The 18,779-nt window shown below is 39.5% G+C and carries 20 protein-coding genes; 11 read left to right on the top strand and 9 right to left on the bottom strand.

Going from position 1 to position 18,779, the window contains the following annotated elements; genetic code table 11:
• Positions 1-35 precede the first annotated feature (35 nt).
• Positions 36-3,140, bottom strand: coding sequence for a beta-galactosidase, LacZ type (lacZ, locus tag AC3WJG_RS18470; protein WP_102813175.1), 3,105 nt, complete (start codon positions 3,138-3,140; stop codon positions 36-38).
• 129 nt (positions 3,141-3,269) lie between these two features.
• Between lacZ and AC3WJG_RS18475 the strand changes: the two genes are divergently transcribed.
• From AC3WJG_RS18475 to AC3WJG_RS18490, 4 genes are all read left to right on the top strand, one after another.
• Positions 3,270-4,097 (top strand): AraC family transcriptional regulator, encoded by an 828-nt coding sequence (locus AC3WJG_RS18475; RefSeq protein WP_060745745.1) that lies wholly within the window; start codon positions 3,270-3,272, stop codon positions 4,095-4,097.
• Between the two features lie 146 nt (positions 4,098-4,243).
• Positions 4,244-4,720, top strand: coding sequence for a site-2 protease family protein (locus AC3WJG_RS18480; protein ID WP_028408675.1), 477 nt, complete (start codon positions 4,244-4,246; stop codon positions 4,718-4,720).
• A gap of 158 nt (positions 4,721-4,878) precedes the next feature.
• Positions 4,879-5,361, top strand: a complete 483-nt coding sequence (locus AC3WJG_RS18485; protein WP_034275877.1) for a GNAT family N-acetyltransferase — start codon at positions 4,879-4,881, stop codon at positions 5,359-5,361.
• Between the two features lie 18 nt (positions 5,362-5,379).
• The gene (locus AC3WJG_RS18490) at positions 5,380-6,165 is read left to right on the top strand and encodes an ABC transporter ATP-binding protein (RefSeq protein WP_060745744.1); all 786 of its coding nucleotides are present in this window, start codon (positions 5,380-5,382) and stop codon (positions 6,163-6,165) included.
• A gap of 1 nt (position 6,166) precedes the next feature.
• Here AC3WJG_RS18490 and AC3WJG_RS18495 read toward each other — a convergent pair whose 3' ends face one another.
• From AC3WJG_RS18495 to AC3WJG_RS18505, 3 genes are all read right to left on the bottom strand, one after another.
• Positions 6,167-6,361, bottom strand: coding sequence for a hypothetical protein (locus tag AC3WJG_RS18495; protein WP_013056879.1), 195 nt, complete (start codon positions 6,359-6,361; stop codon positions 6,167-6,169).
• A 101-nt stretch (positions 6,362-6,462) separates the two neighbouring features.
• Entirely contained in the window at positions 6,463-7,005 is a 543-nt protein-coding gene (locus AC3WJG_RS18500) for a GNAT family N-acetyltransferase (RefSeq protein WP_098250012.1), read from the bottom strand.
• A gap of 331 nt (positions 7,006-7,336) precedes the next feature.
• Entirely contained in the window at positions 7,337-9,214 is a 1,878-nt protein-coding gene (locus tag AC3WJG_RS18505) for a terpene cyclase/mutase family protein (RefSeq protein WP_102813176.1), read from the bottom strand.
• Between the two features lie 142 nt (positions 9,215-9,356).
• On the opposite strand from AC3WJG_RS18505, the gene AC3WJG_RS18510 reads away from it, so the two are divergent.
• The 3 genes from AC3WJG_RS18510 (at position 9,357) to AC3WJG_RS18520 (ending at position 12,303) form a co-directional block, all read left to right on the top strand.
• Positions 9,357-10,397: a C45 family autoproteolytic acyltransferase/hydrolase gene (locus tag AC3WJG_RS18510; RefSeq protein ID WP_337134027.1), complete on the top strand. Its 1,041-nt coding sequence runs from the start codon at positions 9,357-9,359 to the stop codon at positions 10,395-10,397.
• A gap of 11 nt (positions 10,398-10,408) precedes the next feature.
• A complete protein-coding gene (locus AC3WJG_RS18515; protein WP_102813178.1) occupies positions 10,409-11,911 on the top strand; it encodes an NAD(P)H-hydrate dehydratase in 1,503 nt (500 codons plus the stop codon).
• Between the two features lie 113 nt (positions 11,912-12,024).
• Entirely contained in the window at positions 12,025-12,303 is a 279-nt protein-coding gene (locus tag AC3WJG_RS18520; protein ID WP_223268911.1) for a hypothetical protein, read from the top strand.
• A 40-nt stretch (positions 12,304-12,343) separates the two neighbouring features.
• Here the strand turns inward: AC3WJG_RS18520 and AC3WJG_RS18525 are convergent, their stop codons facing one another.
• The 3 genes from AC3WJG_RS18525 to AC3WJG_RS18535 all read right to left on the bottom strand — a co-directional run bounded on the left by AC3WJG_RS18525 (position 12,344) and on the right by AC3WJG_RS18535 (position 14,978).
• On the bottom strand, positions 12,344-13,234 hold the full coding sequence (locus AC3WJG_RS18525) for a PhzF family phenazine biosynthesis isomerase (RefSeq protein ID WP_337134026.1): 891 nt from the start codon (positions 13,232-13,234) through the stop codon (positions 12,344-12,346).
• A 140-nt stretch (positions 13,235-13,374) separates the two neighbouring features.
• The gene (locus AC3WJG_RS18530) at positions 13,375-14,040 is read right to left on the bottom strand and encodes a hypothetical protein (protein ID WP_231504500.1); all 666 of its coding nucleotides are present in this window, start codon (positions 14,038-14,040) and stop codon (positions 13,375-13,377) included.
• Between the two features lie 164 nt (positions 14,041-14,204).
• Positions 14,205-14,978 (bottom strand): sulfite exporter TauE/SafE family protein, encoded by a 774-nt coding sequence (locus AC3WJG_RS18535; protein WP_013056888.1) that lies wholly within the window; start codon positions 14,976-14,978, stop codon positions 14,205-14,207.
• A 122-nt stretch (positions 14,979-15,100) separates the two neighbouring features.
• On the opposite strand from AC3WJG_RS18535, the gene AC3WJG_RS18540 reads away from it, so the two are divergent.
• Positions 15,101-15,868, top strand: a complete 768-nt coding sequence (locus AC3WJG_RS18540; RefSeq protein WP_102813180.1) for a TrmB family transcriptional regulator — start codon at positions 15,101-15,103, stop codon at positions 15,866-15,868.
• 80 nt (positions 15,869-15,948) lie between these two features.
• On the opposite strand, the gene AC3WJG_RS18545 is transcribed toward AC3WJG_RS18540, so the two are convergent.
• Together AC3WJG_RS18545 and AC3WJG_RS18550 are read right to left on the bottom strand one after the other, a co-directional pair.
• Positions 15,949-16,161 carry a hypothetical protein gene (locus tag AC3WJG_RS18545; RefSeq protein ID WP_180976332.1) on the bottom strand — a complete coding sequence of 71 codons (213 nt, stop codon included), beginning with the start codon at positions 16,159-16,161 and terminating at the stop codon, positions 15,949-15,951.
• Positions 16,162-16,227: 66 nt separating this feature from the next.
• Positions 16,228-16,854 (bottom strand): FMN-dependent NADH-azoreductase, encoded by a 627-nt coding sequence (locus AC3WJG_RS18550; protein WP_050688737.1) that lies wholly within the window; start codon positions 16,852-16,854, stop codon positions 16,228-16,230.
• Positions 16,855-17,051: 197 nt separating this feature from the next.
• Here AC3WJG_RS18550 and AC3WJG_RS18555 point away from each other — a divergent pair, with 197 nt between their 5' ends.
• The 3 genes from AC3WJG_RS18555 to AC3WJG_RS18565 all read left to right on the top strand — a co-directional run bounded on the left by AC3WJG_RS18555 (position 17,052) and on the right by AC3WJG_RS18565 (position 18,773).
• The gene (locus AC3WJG_RS18555; protein WP_098432723.1) at positions 17,052-17,771 is read left to right on the top strand and encodes an SDR family NAD(P)-dependent oxidoreductase; all 720 of its coding nucleotides are present in this window, start codon (positions 17,052-17,054) and stop codon (positions 17,769-17,771) included.
• A 131-nt stretch (positions 17,772-17,902) separates the two neighbouring features.
• The gene (locus AC3WJG_RS18560) at positions 17,903-18,082 is read left to right on the top strand and encodes a hypothetical protein (RefSeq protein WP_081085237.1); all 180 of its coding nucleotides are present in this window, start codon (positions 17,903-17,905) and stop codon (positions 18,080-18,082) included.
• A gap of 127 nt (positions 18,083-18,209) precedes the next feature.
• Positions 18,210-18,773, top strand: a complete 564-nt coding sequence (locus tag AC3WJG_RS18565; protein ID WP_098249813.1) for a class I SAM-dependent methyltransferase — start codon at positions 18,210-18,212, stop codon at positions 18,771-18,773.
• Positions 18,774-18,779 lie beyond the last annotated feature (6 nt).

The raw sequence follows: 18,779 nt of genomic DNA on the forward strand, positions 1-18,779 counted from the left end.
TAAAAAGGACTTTCAAATGAAAGTCCTTTTTATTTTTATAGAGGTTTTAACGTAAACGTGTTTGTATACGAGCGGTTAGCATATAGTGTGTAATCAGGATGTGTTTTAGCTCCCCAGCTGTCGTCTCCGCCAACGCCCATTTGCTTGTAATTAACCCGTACGGTTACTGAATCGCTTGACGGCAATTTGTAAAAATGATCGTAAGCCTCCAGTTCAAAAGGTGAGTAAGATAAAGCATTCAGCTCGACTGTTGGCAAACCTTTTATCAAAAAGCCGCGTCCTTGATCGTTTGTAATAGTGGCCCATCGAACGTCCGTTTTGTTTCCGCATTCTTGAGGACGTAAATACGGTGTGACTTGCTCTTTTACACTGCCTTTATGAAGGCCAAGCTTAGCGCCAGTTTTACGGTCCCAATAATTTTCATGAGGGCCTCTTCCGTACCATGTTAAAGAATCAAAAGCCTCGTCCATCGTAAACAGCATGCCGATTTCAGGAATTTCAGGCATTGTCTCAGAAGGTGCTAAAGATTGTTCAATCTTCATTTCACCATCGTTATATAGCGTATAAGTTACATAGCAAGAAGCAAGAGAGTTGTCTAAAGCTAGTTCAACCGAAATGATAACAAAGTCAATTTGCGGCTGAACGGTTACTTTTTTCACTTGTTGCTCTAAGCTTGCTTGACGCCACGTTTGACATCTTTCATGCAGTTTATTTCCGAGGTCATTATCGGTTACTGCACGCCAGAAATTCGGACGGAAACCCGACGCAAGCAGCTCCGTGCGCTCATAGTTGTAAGAAATAAACTGTCCTTTTCTCTTATCAAAAATAGCCGTGAAGTTAGATCCAGTAACCGTAAGCGTTTGTTCATTTTGGTCAACGGTTAAAGCAGGATGAGCAGCTTTTACTGAAGGTACAGCGGTTTTAGCAGGCAGTACAAACTGTTCGTACGCCACTTCATATCCAGCTGAAGCCCAAGCTGTATCTTTGGACAATCTGAGAGAAAGAGTTAAAACAAATTCATCAGTTTCATTTTCTTGCTCATAAAGAGGATAAGAAAGCGTCAGTTCTTCTGTATTATCAGGAGCTACATTTAAAAGAGACGCATGTTTTTCAACGAGTTCACCGTTTTTTTCAACAGTCCAAACAAAATCATAGGCGTTCAAGTTTGTAAACAAGTGTTTGTTTTGAACGGCAAATTTTCCTTTAGAAGCGTCGATTGCTGTCCACTTTACAGGCTGATAGCATTTTTTTACTTCTGCAATTTTTGGGCTAGCTGTTCCATCAGCAAAGATTAAGCCGTTTCCGCAGAAGTTGCCATCGTTTGGCGTATCACCAAAATCTCCGCCGTAAGCTAAGTAAGAAGTACCGTCTTCAGCTGTTGTTTGAAGAGCTTGATCTTTCCAGTCCCATATAAAACCGCCTTGCAAGATTGGATATTGATCGAACAGCTCCCAGTATTTGTACAGATTTCCGCATGAATTGCCCATTGCATGACTGTATTCACATAAGATGTAAGGTTTTTTCGGATTCATTAGTGCATAGCGCTCTACATCTGCTGGCTTAACGTACATCGTGCTTTCTATATCTGAAGCATCATAGTCGCGATGATGGAAGATTCCTTCGTAATGAACAAGTCTCGTGGAATCTTTTTCTTTAAAAAAGGTATACATCTGCTGAAAGTTTTCTCCGCCAAATGATTCGTTTCCAAGCGACCAAATAATGATAGAAGGGTGGTTTTTGTCACGTTCGTACATAGAACGACAGCGATCCAATACGTTTTCTTTCCATTCTGGCTTGCTTCCTGGAACGGCTTTTTGCTCACCTTCTTGTAAATAAGTCCACGTTCCGTGCGTTTCTAAATTGGTTTCATCAATAACGTATAGACCGTATTCGTTACATAGTTCATACCATACTGAATCGTTAGGATAATGGGATGTACGCACCGCGTTAATATTATGCTGTTTCATCAGCAAAATGTCGTGAAGCATGTCTTCACGCGTGATGCCTGCCCGGCCTTTTACTGAATCAAATTCGTGGCGATTCACTCCTCGAAGTACAATACGCTGGCCGTTGATTGTCATAAGACCGTTCTTTAGTTCAAACGTACGGAAGCCGACTTTACAGCTTTCTGTTTCAATAATAGAACCAGCAGAATTCTTTAAGCTGAGTACAAGCGTGTACAAATTAGGGCTTTCCGCGCTCCATTTTGCAGGGCTTTTAATGTGTGTACGCAATGAGACTGTACGTTGATCGCTCACACTTAAATTTGTTTGCAGGGGAGCTTGTAGTACCTCTTGGCCATTCGCATCATACAGCATGATTTCAAATGTTAGATCTTGAGCATCGTGCTCAAAGTAATTTAAAATATCAGCTGAAACGATAAGTTTACCATCTTCGTAGTTGGTATCAAGCGACGAACGAACGCTAAAATCATAGATGTGAACTGGCGGAGTAGAATAGAGATATACATCTCGGAAGATGCCGCTCATTCGCCAAAAATCTTGGTCTTCAAGCCAGCTTGCATCACTCCAGCGATATACTTCTACTGCTATCGTATTTTCACCATCGTGAAGGTAAGAAGTTATATCAAATTCAGCTGGAGTAAAGCTGTCTTCGCTGTATCCAACAAACTCACCGTTAACCCATACGTAAAAAGCAGATTCAACGCCTTGGAAGCTGACGTACACCGGCTGATCTTTCCATTCTGATTTAGGTGTGAAAGTACGGACGTACTGACCGACAGGGTTATATTTAGTCGGTGCAAAAGGAGGTTCGAGCTCTTCACTTTCAACCCAAGGGTATGTCACGTTTGTATATTGAGGATAGTCATATCCTTGCAGCTGCCAGTGTGAAGGAACTGAAATAGAGTCCCATTTCTCATATGAAAACTCAGGTGCGAAAAAGTTTTTGACGCGGCCATTTGCATTTTCAGCAAAATGAAAATACCAGCTGCCATTTAAGCTTTGATAGTAAACAGAAGATTTTCTATCATTTTTTAAGGCCTCTTCTACCGTTTGATAAGGCATAAGTAAAGCGTGTGCTTTTGAACGGTTCAATTGAAAAATTTCAGGGTTGTTATTCCATTCAGGGTATCCGTTTGCAGGTGCTGTATAATGAAATTTCTTGCCGGTTTTTAACACGTCGATCCCTCATTTCTAAAGTACTAGGTTATTAGTTTATATGAAAATGATAACGTTTTCTGAAAACCTTATCAATCTAATTATTTTCATGATAATATAACTATATTCACATAAAAAGGGGGAAGTAATATGGACCGTATGTACTTTCCGGCTCTTTCAGATGAAGATATGAAACTGCCATTCTATGTTACAAGCGCTGGAAGCTGGAGACACCAAACGCATATTAAGCGTCAGGGAGAGTTTCCTGATTATCAATGGATTCAATGCACAAAAGGAAGAGGCGAGCTTCGTGTAAATGACGAGGTTTATATTATAAAAGAAAATGAAGGGATGTTTCTGACGCCGCACGTTCCGCACGAATACTATCCCGTTACGAGCGAATGGCAAGTATGCTGGGTTTCTTTTAACGGAAGTGTGATTGATGATATCATGCTTTCTCTTCAATTTATTAATTCGGGAAAAATCGTCCTTACAAATGCTGAAAGTCTTTACAGGATGCTTCAAGAACTAATGGATCGGTTAGAAGAAAATCATACCTCTAGCACCATGCAGTGCTCCGAACTACTATACAGCGTCATTTTAAAACTTCGCCAAGACAGCGTATATATAGAAAGCAAAAGTCGTCTGCAGCAAATTACTCAGCTCAACCCAGTCCTTCGTTATATCGAGGAATATTATCATCAGCCGTTAACGCTAGAAGTACTGGCGCAGCAGCTCAACGTAACGGAGCAGTATACGTGTTTGCTTTTTCAACAATCTCTTGGCATCCGGCCATTCGAATACGTAACGCGCGTGCGGATTCAAAAAGCAAAGAAACTGCTGCTTAAAAACAATCAAATCTCTGTACAAGATATAGCAAGACAAGTAGGGTATGAACATCCAAGCTACTTTATCAAGCGTTTCAAAGAACAGGAAAACGTTACGCCAACTATTTTTCGGAAAATGTATTTTTCATAAGCTACATATATCGGGGTTTTTCTAGGTCATAAGATATGGTATGTGTGCTGGTTATTTCGTACGAGTTTTAAAAAAGAAATTAAATGTAGTTTTAAGTGAAAACGGGGAGGAAAAGTAGAGAGAAGAAACAAAAAGGAGGGATAAACGTGTTTGGGTTAAATGATCTTCCAAAGTTTGTGTGGTCATTCTGTCTTGTATTGCCACTTGTATCATTTGTTCATCAGCTGGGGCATTCCGTCATGGCAATTATTTTCGGAGGGAAGGTCGATTTTACTATTGGGCGAGGGAAAACGATTCTTAAAATGGGGAAGTTTAAAATTAAGTCAGTCTATTTTTTAGACTCGTTTTGTAAATATGAAAATCTTAAGAATGACAGTCGCATTTCTCATGCAGTGGTGTATGCGGGTGGTGTACTGTTTAATTTGCTTACTATTTTTATAATAAATGGATTAATTATGGCTAATATTCTGCCTGAAGATATATTTTGCTATCAATTTGTTTATTTTTCAGTCTATTATGTTATTTTCTCACTGCTGCCAATTCAATATACAGAGACATCTGCAAGTGATGGACGTGCTATATATAACGTATTACGGTACGGGAAAACGTGTGATCCAGATTAAAGGGCTGTGTGTAGCAGCCTTTTTTGGTGCGTTTTTTCTCGTTCATTTAAATAAAAAAAGGAAAACTTTACGAAAAGAAAATAGTAGCGGATAATAAAGATAGTAGATGTTGGAATGTACGAAAGGAGAGGATTCATACGATTATTGAGACAGAACGAATGACGCTGCGAGCCATGGCCGAAAGCGATGCAGGAAATTTACTGAAAATCTTCGAGGATGCTGAAGTAATGAAGTATTATTCTTCTACTAAAAGCGCACAAGACACACGCTGCTGGATTCAATGGATGAAGCAGCATTATCAAACGTACGGCATTAGCATGTGGATCGCTGAGGATAAAAAGAAAGGAGAGTTTCTAGGGCAGTGCGGCATGGTTCTTCAAAAAGTAGACGGAAAGGTAGATCCAGAACTTGGTTATTTATTTTTACGCAGCTGCTGGGGGAAAGGCTATGCGAGTGAAGCAGCAAAAGCTTGCTTAGATTATGGACTTCATACGCTGAAATTTCAGAAGATTATATCATTAATAGATCCTGACAATTCCCCCTCGATTAAAGTGGCTGAAAGAATTGGCATGAAAAACGAAAAGCAAGTTAACAAATGGGACAAATCATTATTCTTTTATAGTATATATAATGAAAAATGAGAGTATAGGAGTGTTAGCATGATCAACATTAAGAACGTTTCGGTAAAACGAGCAGAAAAAGAAATTTTAAAAAACGTGTCGTGGTTAGTGGAAAAAGGGGAACATTGGTGTTTGCTCGGGTTAAATGGTTCCGGAAAAACGACGCTTTTAAATATAATCAACGGATATATCTGGCCTACAAAAGGCCAAGTAGAAGTTCTTTCAAGGAAATTTGGAGAAACAAATCTGTCTGAGCTCAGAAAAGAAATCGGGTGGGTAAGTTCTTCGCTTCAGCAGCGGTTTCGAGATGACGATACGGTTTTAGAATTGATTTTAAGCGGCAAATTTGCATCTATTGGTTTATATGAACAAGTGGAGCAAAAAGATATGAACCAAGCCATAGAATTAATGCAGCTGCTAAATTGCGCAGATTTACAAAACCAGGCGTACGGAACACTTTCTCAAGGAGAGCGCCAGCGAGTGCTAATTGCCCGAGCTCTTATGGCCTCACCAAAGCTTTTAATACTTGATGAGCCATGTACAGGTCTAGATATAATGGCCCGAGAACAGCTTCTTCAGCTGATTGCAAAAATGGCAGAGCAGCCAAAAGCGCCTACGCTTATTTACGTTACTCACCATGTAGAAGAAATTTTGCCGTGCTTTACCCATACGCTTTGTATGCGCCAAGGAGAAGTGTTTTCTTCTGGAAAAACGAAAGACCAGCTCACTGAGCCGCATCTTTCTAAATTTTTTAATCACGCCGTAGAGATTCAGCAGCAGAAGGAACGCACTTGGCTGTCATTAAAAGAACCGGTAAAAAGCTGAGCTAGCGTCGAGAAACCTTCTTACATACCATGGGAAAAAGAGCGCTGCTTGCAATGGAAACAAGCTCATTGTGGAGATAATGTTTACATGCTACATAAATAGTGGTGCTGCAAATAATATCAATTAGTAAAAAAGCAGCAATGTCATGTTTATCAATGGTTACAAATACAAAAGAAGAGGAATCATAAGCTGTCATCGTTGGCTCCTTTGATTATATCGTTATGTTACTTTATTCACAAAAGGCTTGGGCTATACGAATTTTTAAAGAAGTAGGATGATGACAGCCGATTCTCTTTTCTACAGCTGATAATATTCTTGTTCGAGTATACTCATGATAAGATCTGTCTGAAATGTTTCTTCAATAAAAGCACCTTCACGCTCTATTCCTTCTTTTACAAAACCGCATTTTTCATAACAAGCAATGGCTCTATGGTTGTATTCGAGCACTCGTAAATCGACTCTGTGCAAGTGAAGGTGTTCAAATGCGTACGCAAGTACCAACTTTGTAACTTCAGTGCCTAGCCCTTGATTCCAAACGGAGGAATCAAATAAACCAATTGCATACCGTGCGCGCCGGTCGTACTCGTTAACGGTCAGCCGGGCCTCTCCAACAAACCGCTGCTTATATTCAATGCACCAATTGAGCTTTTGAGACTTTATGTACTCGACGTGCCGCTTGGCATCTTGTAATGTAAGAGGTTTTAAGTTTCGGGTATCGCCTCCGTACATGCGAATAAGTTCTTTTGTTTGTTTGCACGCTAGATAGTCATTTACATCGCTGTCTTTTGGTTTTCTTAGTATCACGTTTTTTCCTTTTAAAAGCGGTGAAACATTATTCATTTGATGCATCCTTTCTTTCCTAACATGTAAAAAGGTATTCCACTTGTTTCTTAAAAAACCTGCTTTTACGTATAAAAAGAAATTGAGACACAACTACGTCCATCGAATCTCAAGACAAACAAATGGGATTAATGTGCTAGTATGGAGTGCTTGTTACACCGCGGTTGATTTCCGTGCAAGACTTGGCTTCTCATTAACTGCTCTACATATATGAAGCAAGCCTACGTTCACCCTACAAATAAAAAAATCCGAACGAGTTGGATTCTCAAGCAAGAATCTCGATTCATCGTTCGGATCTTCCTTCAGCTAAACTCCTTTTGTCCCAGCCTTTTTACGAAGAATGTTTTTTTGCGTAGTGGGCAAGTGCAAGAAGAGGAAAAATATCATTGTAGCTGTGGTACTGAATATAAAATTGTCCAGGAAGACCAATTCCCGTGGGGTAATGAATTTGCTGCTCTGTAAGATTTGGATTCAGTAAAAATGTAATTCCTTTTTCAACGGATCGATCTTTTAACGGACATATTGTCATTAAAGCATCGAGAGCCCAAGCCGTTTGAGAAGGGGTGCTAAACGACAGTGGCACATATTTTTTTAAAGAAGCGCTATAGCATGATTCTCCGAATCCACCGTCTTCTTGTTGAATGCTTTTGAGCCAGTTGATAGCTTTGATGATACGCGGATCAGAAGCAGAAACCCCTACAGCATGGAGTCCTGTAATAGCGGCCCACGTTCCGTAAATATAGCAAACCCCCCACCGGCCGTACCAGCTCCCGTTATCCAATTGATGATCAAACAGCCATTTTACTGCAGCTTTAATCGAAGGGTGGGATTTATTCATACCAGCAAAGTTTCCGAGACACTCAAGCACTCGACCGGTTAAATCGGCAGTAGCCGGATCCGTCGCTGCATCTTTTGCATTTTCAAGCGGCAGATAAGTAAATAAAATAGAGTCGGTATTTTTTTCAAATGCAGCAAAACCCCCATCTTTGTTTTGCATGGACAGCAGCCAGTTAATGCCTTTTTGCCAAGACTCCAAATAATCTGTATCGGTTTGCGCTCTTCTAGAAAGAGCTCTGATAGCAGCAGACGTATCGTCTAAGTCAGGGTTATTCGTATTAATATCGGAAAATCCCCAGCCTCCAGGTGCTGTATTTGGGTTATGAAACTGCCAATCTCCAAGCTTTGTATGCTGTCTTTTCTTTAAGTAGCGAGTTGAGCCTTTAATCATGGGATCTTGCTGCGGTACACCTGCTTCCTGTAGAGCGTAAGAGAGCAGCGCGGTATCCCAAACGGTTGACGTGGAGTTTTCTACGTGCACGTGGCCGCTGCATGTACTAAGTAGTGAACAAATCCCGTCAATTGCTTTTTGGATCACAAATGAATCTTTTTTATAGCCAAGAGCCAAAAGACCGTAAATCATAAAAAAAGTAGAGGTGGCGTAGCTGTAGAGTGTTCCATCTTTTTCAATTCTTTCTAGCATGTAACGCTCGGCTGCTTGATAACCAAGCTTGTGGATGTAAGAAGGTAAAGAAGCCAGCTGTTTTAAATGGTCGACTAAAAAAATTGAAGCGCGTGATTCTTGAGCAGTTTCCTTCGATTCCTGTTTCTGTTCTCTTACATCTAAATGAGAAAGAGAAGGTGTATGTCTAGAAGTAAGTGAAAATTTTTTGTTTCCTGCTACCATCATCGGAACGAAGTGAATTCTGGCATAGGTGCTTAATTCATAAAAGTTAAGCGGTACATAGGTAGGCACGAGCAAAAGAGAAAGCGGGAGGTAAAATAGCTTTGGCCACTCGTATAAACCGTTAACAGAAAGCATCCATCTTGTGAGAAAATGAGCGCGCGAAATGCCTCCCGAATCTATAATATATCTTTCTGCTTTTCGCAAAATCCGGTCGTTTTTTTGGTAATACCCTGAATATAAAAGAGCTGTATAAGCTTGAATAGTGGCGGATAAGTTATGTTCTTCATCATCAAACAACGTCCAAAGACCATCTTGATTTTGAAGGGAAACGATCCGTTCGGTTAATTGTTTAATCAACACTTCTTTATCTAAATCAAAGGTGCGAAGAAGCATAATTAAAAACGCATCAGGCATAACGCCTGTTTCAAAACAGTAGCGAAATGACCCGTCATTTTTTTGTGTGGGACGCAGATAGGCGATTCTTCGCTGAATCTCTAGCTGAACTTCCTTTAGCAATATGATCACCTCTTATGATAATGCTTTTCAATCTTTCGACCTGTTTCTTTATAACTGTATTCAAAGGAAGAGAGTTCTATGAGAGGAGAAAGTTGCAAAGAATAGAGCGCTTGCTGCACAATAAAGGTACTGGAAAATTGGAGTGATAGAAGTGAAAGAAATACAGGTAGAAGTCATTCAAGGACGAGGCTCTTACCGAGAGCTTGGTGAAATGCAAGGGAAATTACATAAAGGAACAAAGCTGTTTGAAAATCATCAAAAAAGAAGAAAACGTTCATTACGAAGCTATCAAACGATAGCAAAAGAAGCTCGTCATTATTACGACTTATTTGCTCGGGGACTGTGGGATGAGCTAGTGGGCTTAGCAGAAGGTTTAGATTGGCCTTTTGAAGACGTTATTCATGAGTACAGCGGATATCAGCAAGAGTGGAAAAAAACGGGATGTTCGGCTCTTATGCAGCACGGCGTGTATGTACGAAACTATGATTATCATCCTAAAACGTACGAAGGCCGATTTTTGCTTTTTCAGCCAAATGAAGGATATGCAAGCGTCGGATTTGGAACGAGAATGATTGGGCGAATGGATGGAATGAATGAAAAAGGACTTGCAATTGGCTATCATTTTGTTAATCGCCGCCGTCAAACAAACGGATTTATTTGCTGTACGCTCGCTCGGTTTATTTTAGAAACATGTGAAACGACAGAAGAGGCTGTTGCTATTTTAGAAAGAGCACCGCATCGTCATGCGTTTAATTATTCCATTTATGACCGCAGCGGACAGGGAGCAGTAGTCGAAGCATCCGGACGAGGCGTTCATGTACAAAGAGGGACGATGATGGGGTGTACGAATCATTTTAATCAGCTGGTCGAAGAAAATCGTCATCATTTGGTAGAGTCAAAGGAAAGGCTCGATCATATTCGAGATCATATTGAAAAAAAGCTATCGCCTCTTGAAGCTTTTTCTTTATTTAATGAAGATGAATACGGTATTTTTAAAGAAGATTACCGGAATTCTGCTGGAACGCTTCATACAGTAGCATATGTACCGGAGACGCTGCAAGTCATTGTGGGGATTGGACGAAAAGCAAAGCCTCTCACTTTCTCGTTTGAAGATTGGGTGAAAGGAGAACAATTAACTATAACGAAAATAAAAGGAACGGTAAATACAGATGAACCATTTCCGTTTCAGTAAGGAGCAGCATAATGAGAATTGTAACGAATCAAGAGATGTATCAAGTGGATGATTATATGATGAATACAATTGGGATGAGTGAAGAGTCCCTTATGGAAAATGCCGGGCAGGCTGCTGCTAACGCGCTGAGTGAGCGAATCAAAAAACATGAAAACATAGGGCTGCTTATAGGAACGGGAAACAATGGAGGAGACGGCTTTGTTATTGCCCGTGCTTTGAAGTCAAAAGGCTATGAAGTTGACGTCTGGGTAGTTCCTGCACGGGAAAAAATAAAAGGCGCGGCTAAAAAAGCCATGATCATCTATGAAAATGCCGGGTTCACGTGGCAATCGGCTGGAGACAACTTCTCTGTGAAAAAGTATACGGTTCTTATTGATTGTTTATTAGGTATAGGCGTAAAAGGCAGTATCAAATCTCCTTACGATAACATTATAAAAAAAATAAACGACTCTAAGGCTTACATATACAGCATCGATGTCCCAAGTGGAGTAATGGAACAGAAGCAAGAGCTTACGGTACGTGCAGATGCTACGATTACGCTTCAGCAGCCGAAAGTCACGGCATTTACATACCCGAGTAAAGAAAGTTACGGTGAATTGATTGTAGTAGATATCGGTATTCCGCCGCTAGCAATTGAAAAAAGTTCATCTCTTAAGGAAGTATGGTCAACTCAGCATATTAAACAATCTTTTCCCATTCGAAACGCTTCGTCCAATAAAGGTACACATGGAAAAGGAATCGTAATAGGAGGTTCGCTTCAAACACCCGGAGCGCCGATGCTAACGTCAAAAGCAGCGCTCACAAGCGGAGCGGGACTTTTAACGCTTGCGCTTCCGAGCGATATTCATGCGATTGCAGCTGCTCACATGATGGAAGTGATGTATAAACCATGTCCAAGCAAAGAAGGATTTTTTGCAGGCGAGATTCCTTTAGAAGAAGGTAAGTATGATGCAATTGCAGTCGGACCAGGGCTTGGGAGAACGAAAGAAACGAAGAAAGTCGTCGAACAAGTGCTTCACCAGCCGGTTTCTGTTGTGGTGGACGCCGATGCTCTTTTTCATCTTCCCCATTTAGACAAAGAAGTAAAAGAAAGAGAACACGCCACGATTTTAACGCCTCATCCGGGAGAAATGGCAAGGCTCGTGGACACAACAATCGCCGAAGTAGAAGCAAATCGATTTTCAATAGCTAGACAATACGCAGTGGAAAATGGTGTGTATCTTGTATTAAAAGGTCCAAACACGATTGTTACAACACCGGACGGAAAACAATACGTAAATACCACTGGAAACGCGGGACTTGCGAAAGGTGGAACGGGTGACACGTTAACAGGAATTATCCTCGCTTTTATTATGCAGCATGATTCTCTTCAAGAAGCAATCAGCAATGCGGTATATGTTCATGGAAAAGCAGCGGATGTGCTGCTCGATCAGGGGCATACAATGATAGATATGTTAGCAAGCGACGTTATTTCTGCACTTCCAGCAGTATTCGAACAGCTGAGTGAGAAGTAATTTCTTTTGGATTATTAAAATTTGTTGACAAAATCCTTCAAAAAGTTGTCAAAACTCTTTGTAAATGATAACGTTATTTTACGTAAGATTTTACATAGAAAGAAAGTGATGTTGTGTACTACTCAATGAGACCAAGAGGCATTCATTTAGCTGTGCCTACACTTTTCTTCCTTATCACAGTCGTGTTATTTGCGATGATGCAGTTTGGTTTTTATTTGGATTCCAGCATTCTTCGTAAAATTTGGGTCATCGTTATGGCTTTATTGCCCATTGCTGGACTAATCACGGCTATTAAAGGTAGAAGGGGAAGCGCAAAGCCGTGGTTAATTATAGGGAACGTGATTCTTATTTTAACCGTTACAATAATGAGCGTACAGGCTATTATTTACTAAACAAAAAAACGTGTTCGCCAAATAGGCGGACACGTTTTTATTAGGAAAGAGAAACGATTTGCTTGGTTACATAGGCAGCTTCTCCTGCGATTACCACACCATACGTATTCGCTTTTTTTTTAATTCCTACATGAACGAAGCCATCTTTATCTATTTCCTGTCCTTGCTCAATCACAAATTGCCAGCGCTCGTTATCTTGCTGGTCCACATATCTCGCATAATAGGCGCCCATTACGCCTGATGCTGTTCCAGTTACGGCGTCTTCTACCGTACCTGAAAATGGTGAAGAGAAATGTCTTCCGTGCATATGAGCTTCTGAGTGAATCGTTTCAAAACAAAAGGGATGAATAGATGCTTTTGGCATATCTGTTAAAATATGAGGAAAATCTTCTTGATTAGGCTTCATCTTTTTACAGGCATCTAAATTTTTTAAAGGTACAATAAGCGTCCAGTTCCCTGTGCTTCCATATACAATAGGAAGTCTTTGATCAAGGTCGTCAATATGAAGATTAAGAGCTTTTGCCAGTTTTTCTTTTGAACCTGAAAACGGATGAAACTGCGGAGAAGCTTGACTCATGGTGATAACAGGTCGTCCGTTTCTATTCTGTACAGTCATCGGCAAAATTCCAGCATTTGTTTCCACTGTAAATGTAGTTTTTGGAAGTTTGTTTTTACTATGTAAAGCATAAAGAGAAGCGACGGTCGCATGACCGCACAAATCTGCTTCTTGTCCGGGTGTAAAATATCGAATTCGTAAATCAGCCCGGGAAGACTTCATGATAAAAGCCGTTTCGTTAAACTGCGCTTGATAAGCAATTTTCTGCATTTCTTCAGCTGAAAAATCATCTCCGTTAAACACAATTCCCGCAGGATTTCCTTTATTAGGGCGCGTACTGAACGCATCGTATTGATAAACAATCGCTTCTTTCATAGAAATTACCTCCATTTTTATATCATTGTATGAAAGCTTTAACCAGTGCTATTAAATGATCGGCTATTAAAATAGTGAAATACCTGAACGTTAGAATAAAAAAACAGCAGTTTTTACCTGCTGCTTTTCACTTCGCAAAACTATTCTTGCATAGCGGCATTTATTCCTTCTTTTCTAATTTCCAGCATATGAGTAGCTTTTTTATCAATATCTTTAGCTGTATCGGAAGAAATGACGCCTACGCTGCTTAAGTCATAGGCAAGACTTGTAACAAGCAGCTGCTCTCTTTGTGCTAGTGTGCCGTATGTAAGTGCAGCGGTTTTAGCTTGAATGCCACTCATATTTAATTCATCAGTAGAAGAAGCTGCTTCTTTTTTTGCGGCTATTGCTTCTTGATAAAGAGAATCATATCCTCCAAACCCCACTTGGGCAATTAGAAAATTATAAATGTCATCGGCCGATTTTTTAGAAGGCTGGGAAAAAGTTCTTTGAAATTTATTGCGAGGTAAAAAGTTTAGTGCCGCCTGTCTTCCGTCTTCATAAATTTTTTCTTGTATTTCTTTCGTCGCTTTTTCGTCGCTTTTTTTCTGCGCTGCATCTAGCTGTTTGCGGTATTTTTGAATAATGACTCCGTCCTGCTGATTGTTTCCCTCTTTGAAAGTAGCCGCGGCTTGTGGAACATCTGACGTTGCTAGAGTCTCAGCAGCGTTCTCTGAAGAAGAAAAGAACGTATTTTTGACAAAAATAAGTGCAAAGATCAGCAAAATAAACCATAAAAACCTGAATTTCTTAAACAAAATGTTCACCTCTGTATAATATTTCTAAATTATGTAAAACAACATGAACCAGTATACAACAATTTTAGTGTTTTTTTACACATTTACCCAAAAATAAGAAAATAGTAAGAGGTGGTTTTATTCATCTAATAGATATATAGGTTCATTGTTATAGTTCTAAAGAAACTATTGATCTATTTGTACTGATTTACATAATCAAATATGTTTTTGCTAATAAGGCTTAAAGTGACAAGAATAAAAAGCGTTCGGACGTACGTCACGCCTTTTGATAGAGCGACATTTGATCCAACGAAAGAACCCACAATCATCGCAAACCCCATAATTAATCCGTAAGAAAATACAACAGAATCAAAATATAAAAATACAAGCAAAGCACCTAAATTACTGCCGAAATTTAAAAATTTTGCGCTGCCTGCTGACTGCAGGAAATCAAATCCCATAAATAAAAAAGCAAATAAAATAAATGAACCTGTGCCTGCTCCTAAAAATCCATCATAAAAGCCAATAATAAAAATAAGTGCGGTAAAGAAAATAAGTTTCTTAATAGACAGCGGCTTATACGTGGACGTGGTGCCCCAGTTTTTTTTGAAGATTGTATAAATAGCAACTAAAACAAGGAGAATCAAAATAACAGGTTTCAAAAAAGCAGAGGATAGAAAATGAACGGTGATTGAACCTCCTAAAGAGCCAATAAATACAAAAGGAAACCATTTACCTACGACGCGAAAATCGACTTTTCCGGATTTGACAAATCGAATGGTACTCGTTAATACGCCCATCGTTCCGGCTAATTTATTTGTAGCTAAGGCAGCAGCGGGAGGCAGGCCTAAAAATAAAAGGGCAGGCGTTGAAATTAAACCGCCTCCGCCAACTACAGAGTCGATGAATGCAGCTAAAAAACCAAATAGTAAAAGCAAAAGAACAATCTGTAAACTTAATTCTTCCATAAAGCACCTTCCTCATGTCATAATATATAGTGACTACTTAAATAGTAACTATATAAAAAGCAGTTGTAAATATGTAAATGATGAAAATTTCAAATAACTTAAAAAACAGGGAGGTTTCCTTTATGGAAAATATTATTCAGCAGCTACAGTCGCTTGGATTTAATCAGTATGAATCAAAAGTATACGTGACGCTTGTCAAAAAAGGATCTTCCACTGCTTATAGCATTAGTAAACATTCAGGTGTGCCAAGAGCACGTGTATACGATATTTTACAAGCACTAGAGGAAAAAGGCATGGTGTTAAAAGAAGAGAGCAATGATGGCACTCAGTACACGTCATTGCCCGTCGATGCTTTTTTACATTCGCTGCAGAAAAAATGGAACGAAACGTATGAAGACGTTAGCGCAACGCTTAAACGTCTTGAAACTGCAGAGTCTATAGAAGAAAGCAGGGTTATGACGATGAAAGGAGAAACAGCCATTCTTGCTTTTTGTGAGTCGCTATTGTTAAAAGCAAAAAATAAAATTGTCATCTCGCTTTGGCCCGATATTTATAATGAGTTGAAGCCTCTTTTATTACAGCTAAGGGAGAGAGTCACACTAAAAGGAATTGTGTTTGAACAAGATGAAGAGATGGAGGAATTTGACAGGCACCGTCATACGAGCTATACCGAAAACATTGGGAATCAAAACTGGTTTATTATATCTGTTGACAGCAGTGAAATGATTTATGGTCGTAAAGAAATGGCGTACTATACAAATAACGCAGTCAACATTAATTTACTTGAAAATTATATTTGGCATGATATTCTCGTTAACAGACTTGTAGAAAAAAGTGATAGAGAAATGGACAGGTGGATCGAAAGGGAAAGAGAAAGTTTTTTCGCGTAGAAAAGAGACTTAGACATAACAAAATCACTTCCATCTAAAGATGAACAAATGGGGGAAAATGGTCTAGTATGAATGGCTTGTTACATCGAAGTTAATTTCCGTGCAAGACTTCGCTTTCCACGGACGGCCGATGAGCCTCCTCGTCGCTTACGCACCTGTGGGGTCTTATCTATTCCGCTTTTACCGCAGGAGTCTTCGCCTTGCCCTCCAATTAACTGCTGGAAGCAGCCACCATGCATGAAAGCTACGTTCACCTTACCAACAGAAAAATCCGAACAAAGTTGATGCTCCACTAAGAGTCTCGAGTCCTCGTTCGGATCTTCCTTCAATTAAAATTTTTTTGTTACAGCCTCTTTATATTAAAAAGTTTGGGCAAGTTTTTTTGCTTCTGCTATTCCTTTTTCTTTAATTTCTTGGGCTTTATCTGGCATTGCGTTATGCCCTTCCACAAAAATGCCGTCTAACGAAGGGACTCCGAAGAAATTCATCATAATCCCAATATAACGATGTCCCATTTCCATATCAGCTGCAGGGCCTTCAGAATAAATGCCTCCGCGCGCTTGAATATGAAGCGCTTTTTTATCCGTTAATAGCCCCACAGGACCCTCTGCCGTGTATTTAAATGACTTACCCGCTACGGCTACAGAGTCTAAATAGGCTTTCATAACGGGTGGAAACGAAAAGTTCCACATAGGCGTTACAAAAACATATTTGTCTGCTGCTACAAACTGTTCGCTCAATTCTGCAAGGCGATTGACCTTTTCCTGTTCATGAGAAGAAAGTTCCGAGCCAGACTGAAGTTTGCCCCATCCGCTAAATACATCCGCATCAATATGAGGGATATTTTCTTTATAAAGGTCAATATGTACAACTTCGTCACTTGAATTGTGCTCTTTGTAAGCATCGATAAATGCTTTTCCAGTTGCCATACTGAATGATTGAGACTCATCGTGAGGATGAGCTGTAATATAAAGTACTTTTGCCACGTCTTATCATCTCTTTCTTGTTTGAAATAATGTACTGTCTTATCGTTATCACTCCCATAAAAAACTATACGCGCTTTGTCAGGCAAGCTAAAAAAGAACGCAAGAAAGGGATGTCTATATAGAAAAAAATGGTATAATAAATGTTTGAATATTTACATAACAAGTATGTCTAACAGAAGTGAATAAGAGGTGTCGAGATGAAAGAAAAATGGATAATCGTTACGGGTGCAGGTTCTGGAATTGGCAAAGAAATTGTAAAAGAGTGTGTGTCGAAGGGCTATTCAGTTATTGCTTGTGATATTAACGATGGAGCTTTGAAACAGCTGGCTGAAGATACAAAGGGCCATATTGAAACACACATAGTAGATGTTAAAAAAGGAAAGGATGTAAAAGATCTTTTTTATCAAATAAAAGATAAAAATTTGTATGGGTTAGTTAATAATGCAGGCGTGTATTTAGGGAAAAATTTATTGGATTATGAAGAAAACGAAATAGATTTTGTGATGGATATTAATATTAAAGGATATGTTTATTTTTCCAAGTACTTTGGCGAATTGTTAATGAAAAAGGAAACAGAAGGAGCGATTATTAATATATCGTCCGTGTCAGGAATGGAAGGAAGCTCCGATGCTATATATGGAATGTCTAAAGCAGCAATACTAGGATTAACCAAGAGCTGTGCGATGAATTTTTCTCCTTATATCCGGGTGAATGCCGTAGCACCTACAATGGTAAATACCGATATGATGAAAAATATTCCAGAGTGGCGCAAAAATGAATACATCGCTCATCAGCTGATTCCAAGCTTTGTTACGCCTCAAGATGTGGCAGATACGGTTCTTTTTTTACTGAGCCCTCAAGCAAAACATTATACAGGAGCCACCTTCGACTTAAATAGCGGATGTTATTTACGATAAATTATCTTTTAAACGAGGCTGGATAAAAATATTTTAGTTAAAGGGAAATTCGAATGATCAATCGATATTGTTGACTGATCATTCGGGTTTTTTACTGTTATTATGAACGTTGGTTTCACCGCTTCTAGCTGTTGATTGGAGGGCAAGGCGAAGACTCCTGCGGGAAAAGCGGAACAGGTGAGACCCCGCAGAAGCGGAAGCGACGAGAAGGCTTACCGGCCGCCCGCGGAAAGCGAAGTCTTGCACGGAAATCAACAGCGGTGTCAAGAGCAATCCATATGAGTTTATTAATCCAATTTGTTCGTCTTTAGATTGGGTTAATTCCGTTATGTCCCATCCTCCTTTTTGTTTTCTTAAGAATTCTTAAGAAATTTACTTAACGTTTCTTTAGATTTTTTTTCTATTCTAGAAAGAAAGAGTAGAAAGAAGGAATAGCAAATGAATTTAGCTTTTATGTATCAATATTTTCACCAGCCGCGAACGGTAGGAGCACTTTTGCCAAGTTCTACGCACTTAGCGGAAAAAATGGTAAAAGGGATTGATTTTGAACATGCAGACTGTATAGTAGAGTACGGGCCAGGAACCGGAGTTTTTACCCGTGAATTAATAAGAAGACGAAGTGCTTGTACAACTTTGCTTCTTATCGAATACAATCGGCATTTTTACGAAAAAGTAAAGGAACAAGTAAGAGATGAAAAAAATGTGTATGTGATACACGGATCCGCTGAACATGTTCAAAAGTACTTGATACAGTATGATATTCCAAAAGTGGATTACGTACTATCAGGTCTTCCTTTTGCTTCTTTAACGTCTGAAGTGTCGGACTGTATTTTGCAAAACACGCGCAGCGTATTAGCGAAGGAAGGGAAATTTATTACGTTTCAGTATACGAATTTTAAAAAACAGCTGATCCGCTCGTTTTTCCCTCAGATTAAAGTGGAAAAAGAGTGGAGAAATGTTCCTCCTGCATATATTTTTACATGCGAAAAAAATCAGATATAAGGAGTT

This window comes from Priestia sp. FW507-14D1A, from assembly GCF_058781295.1.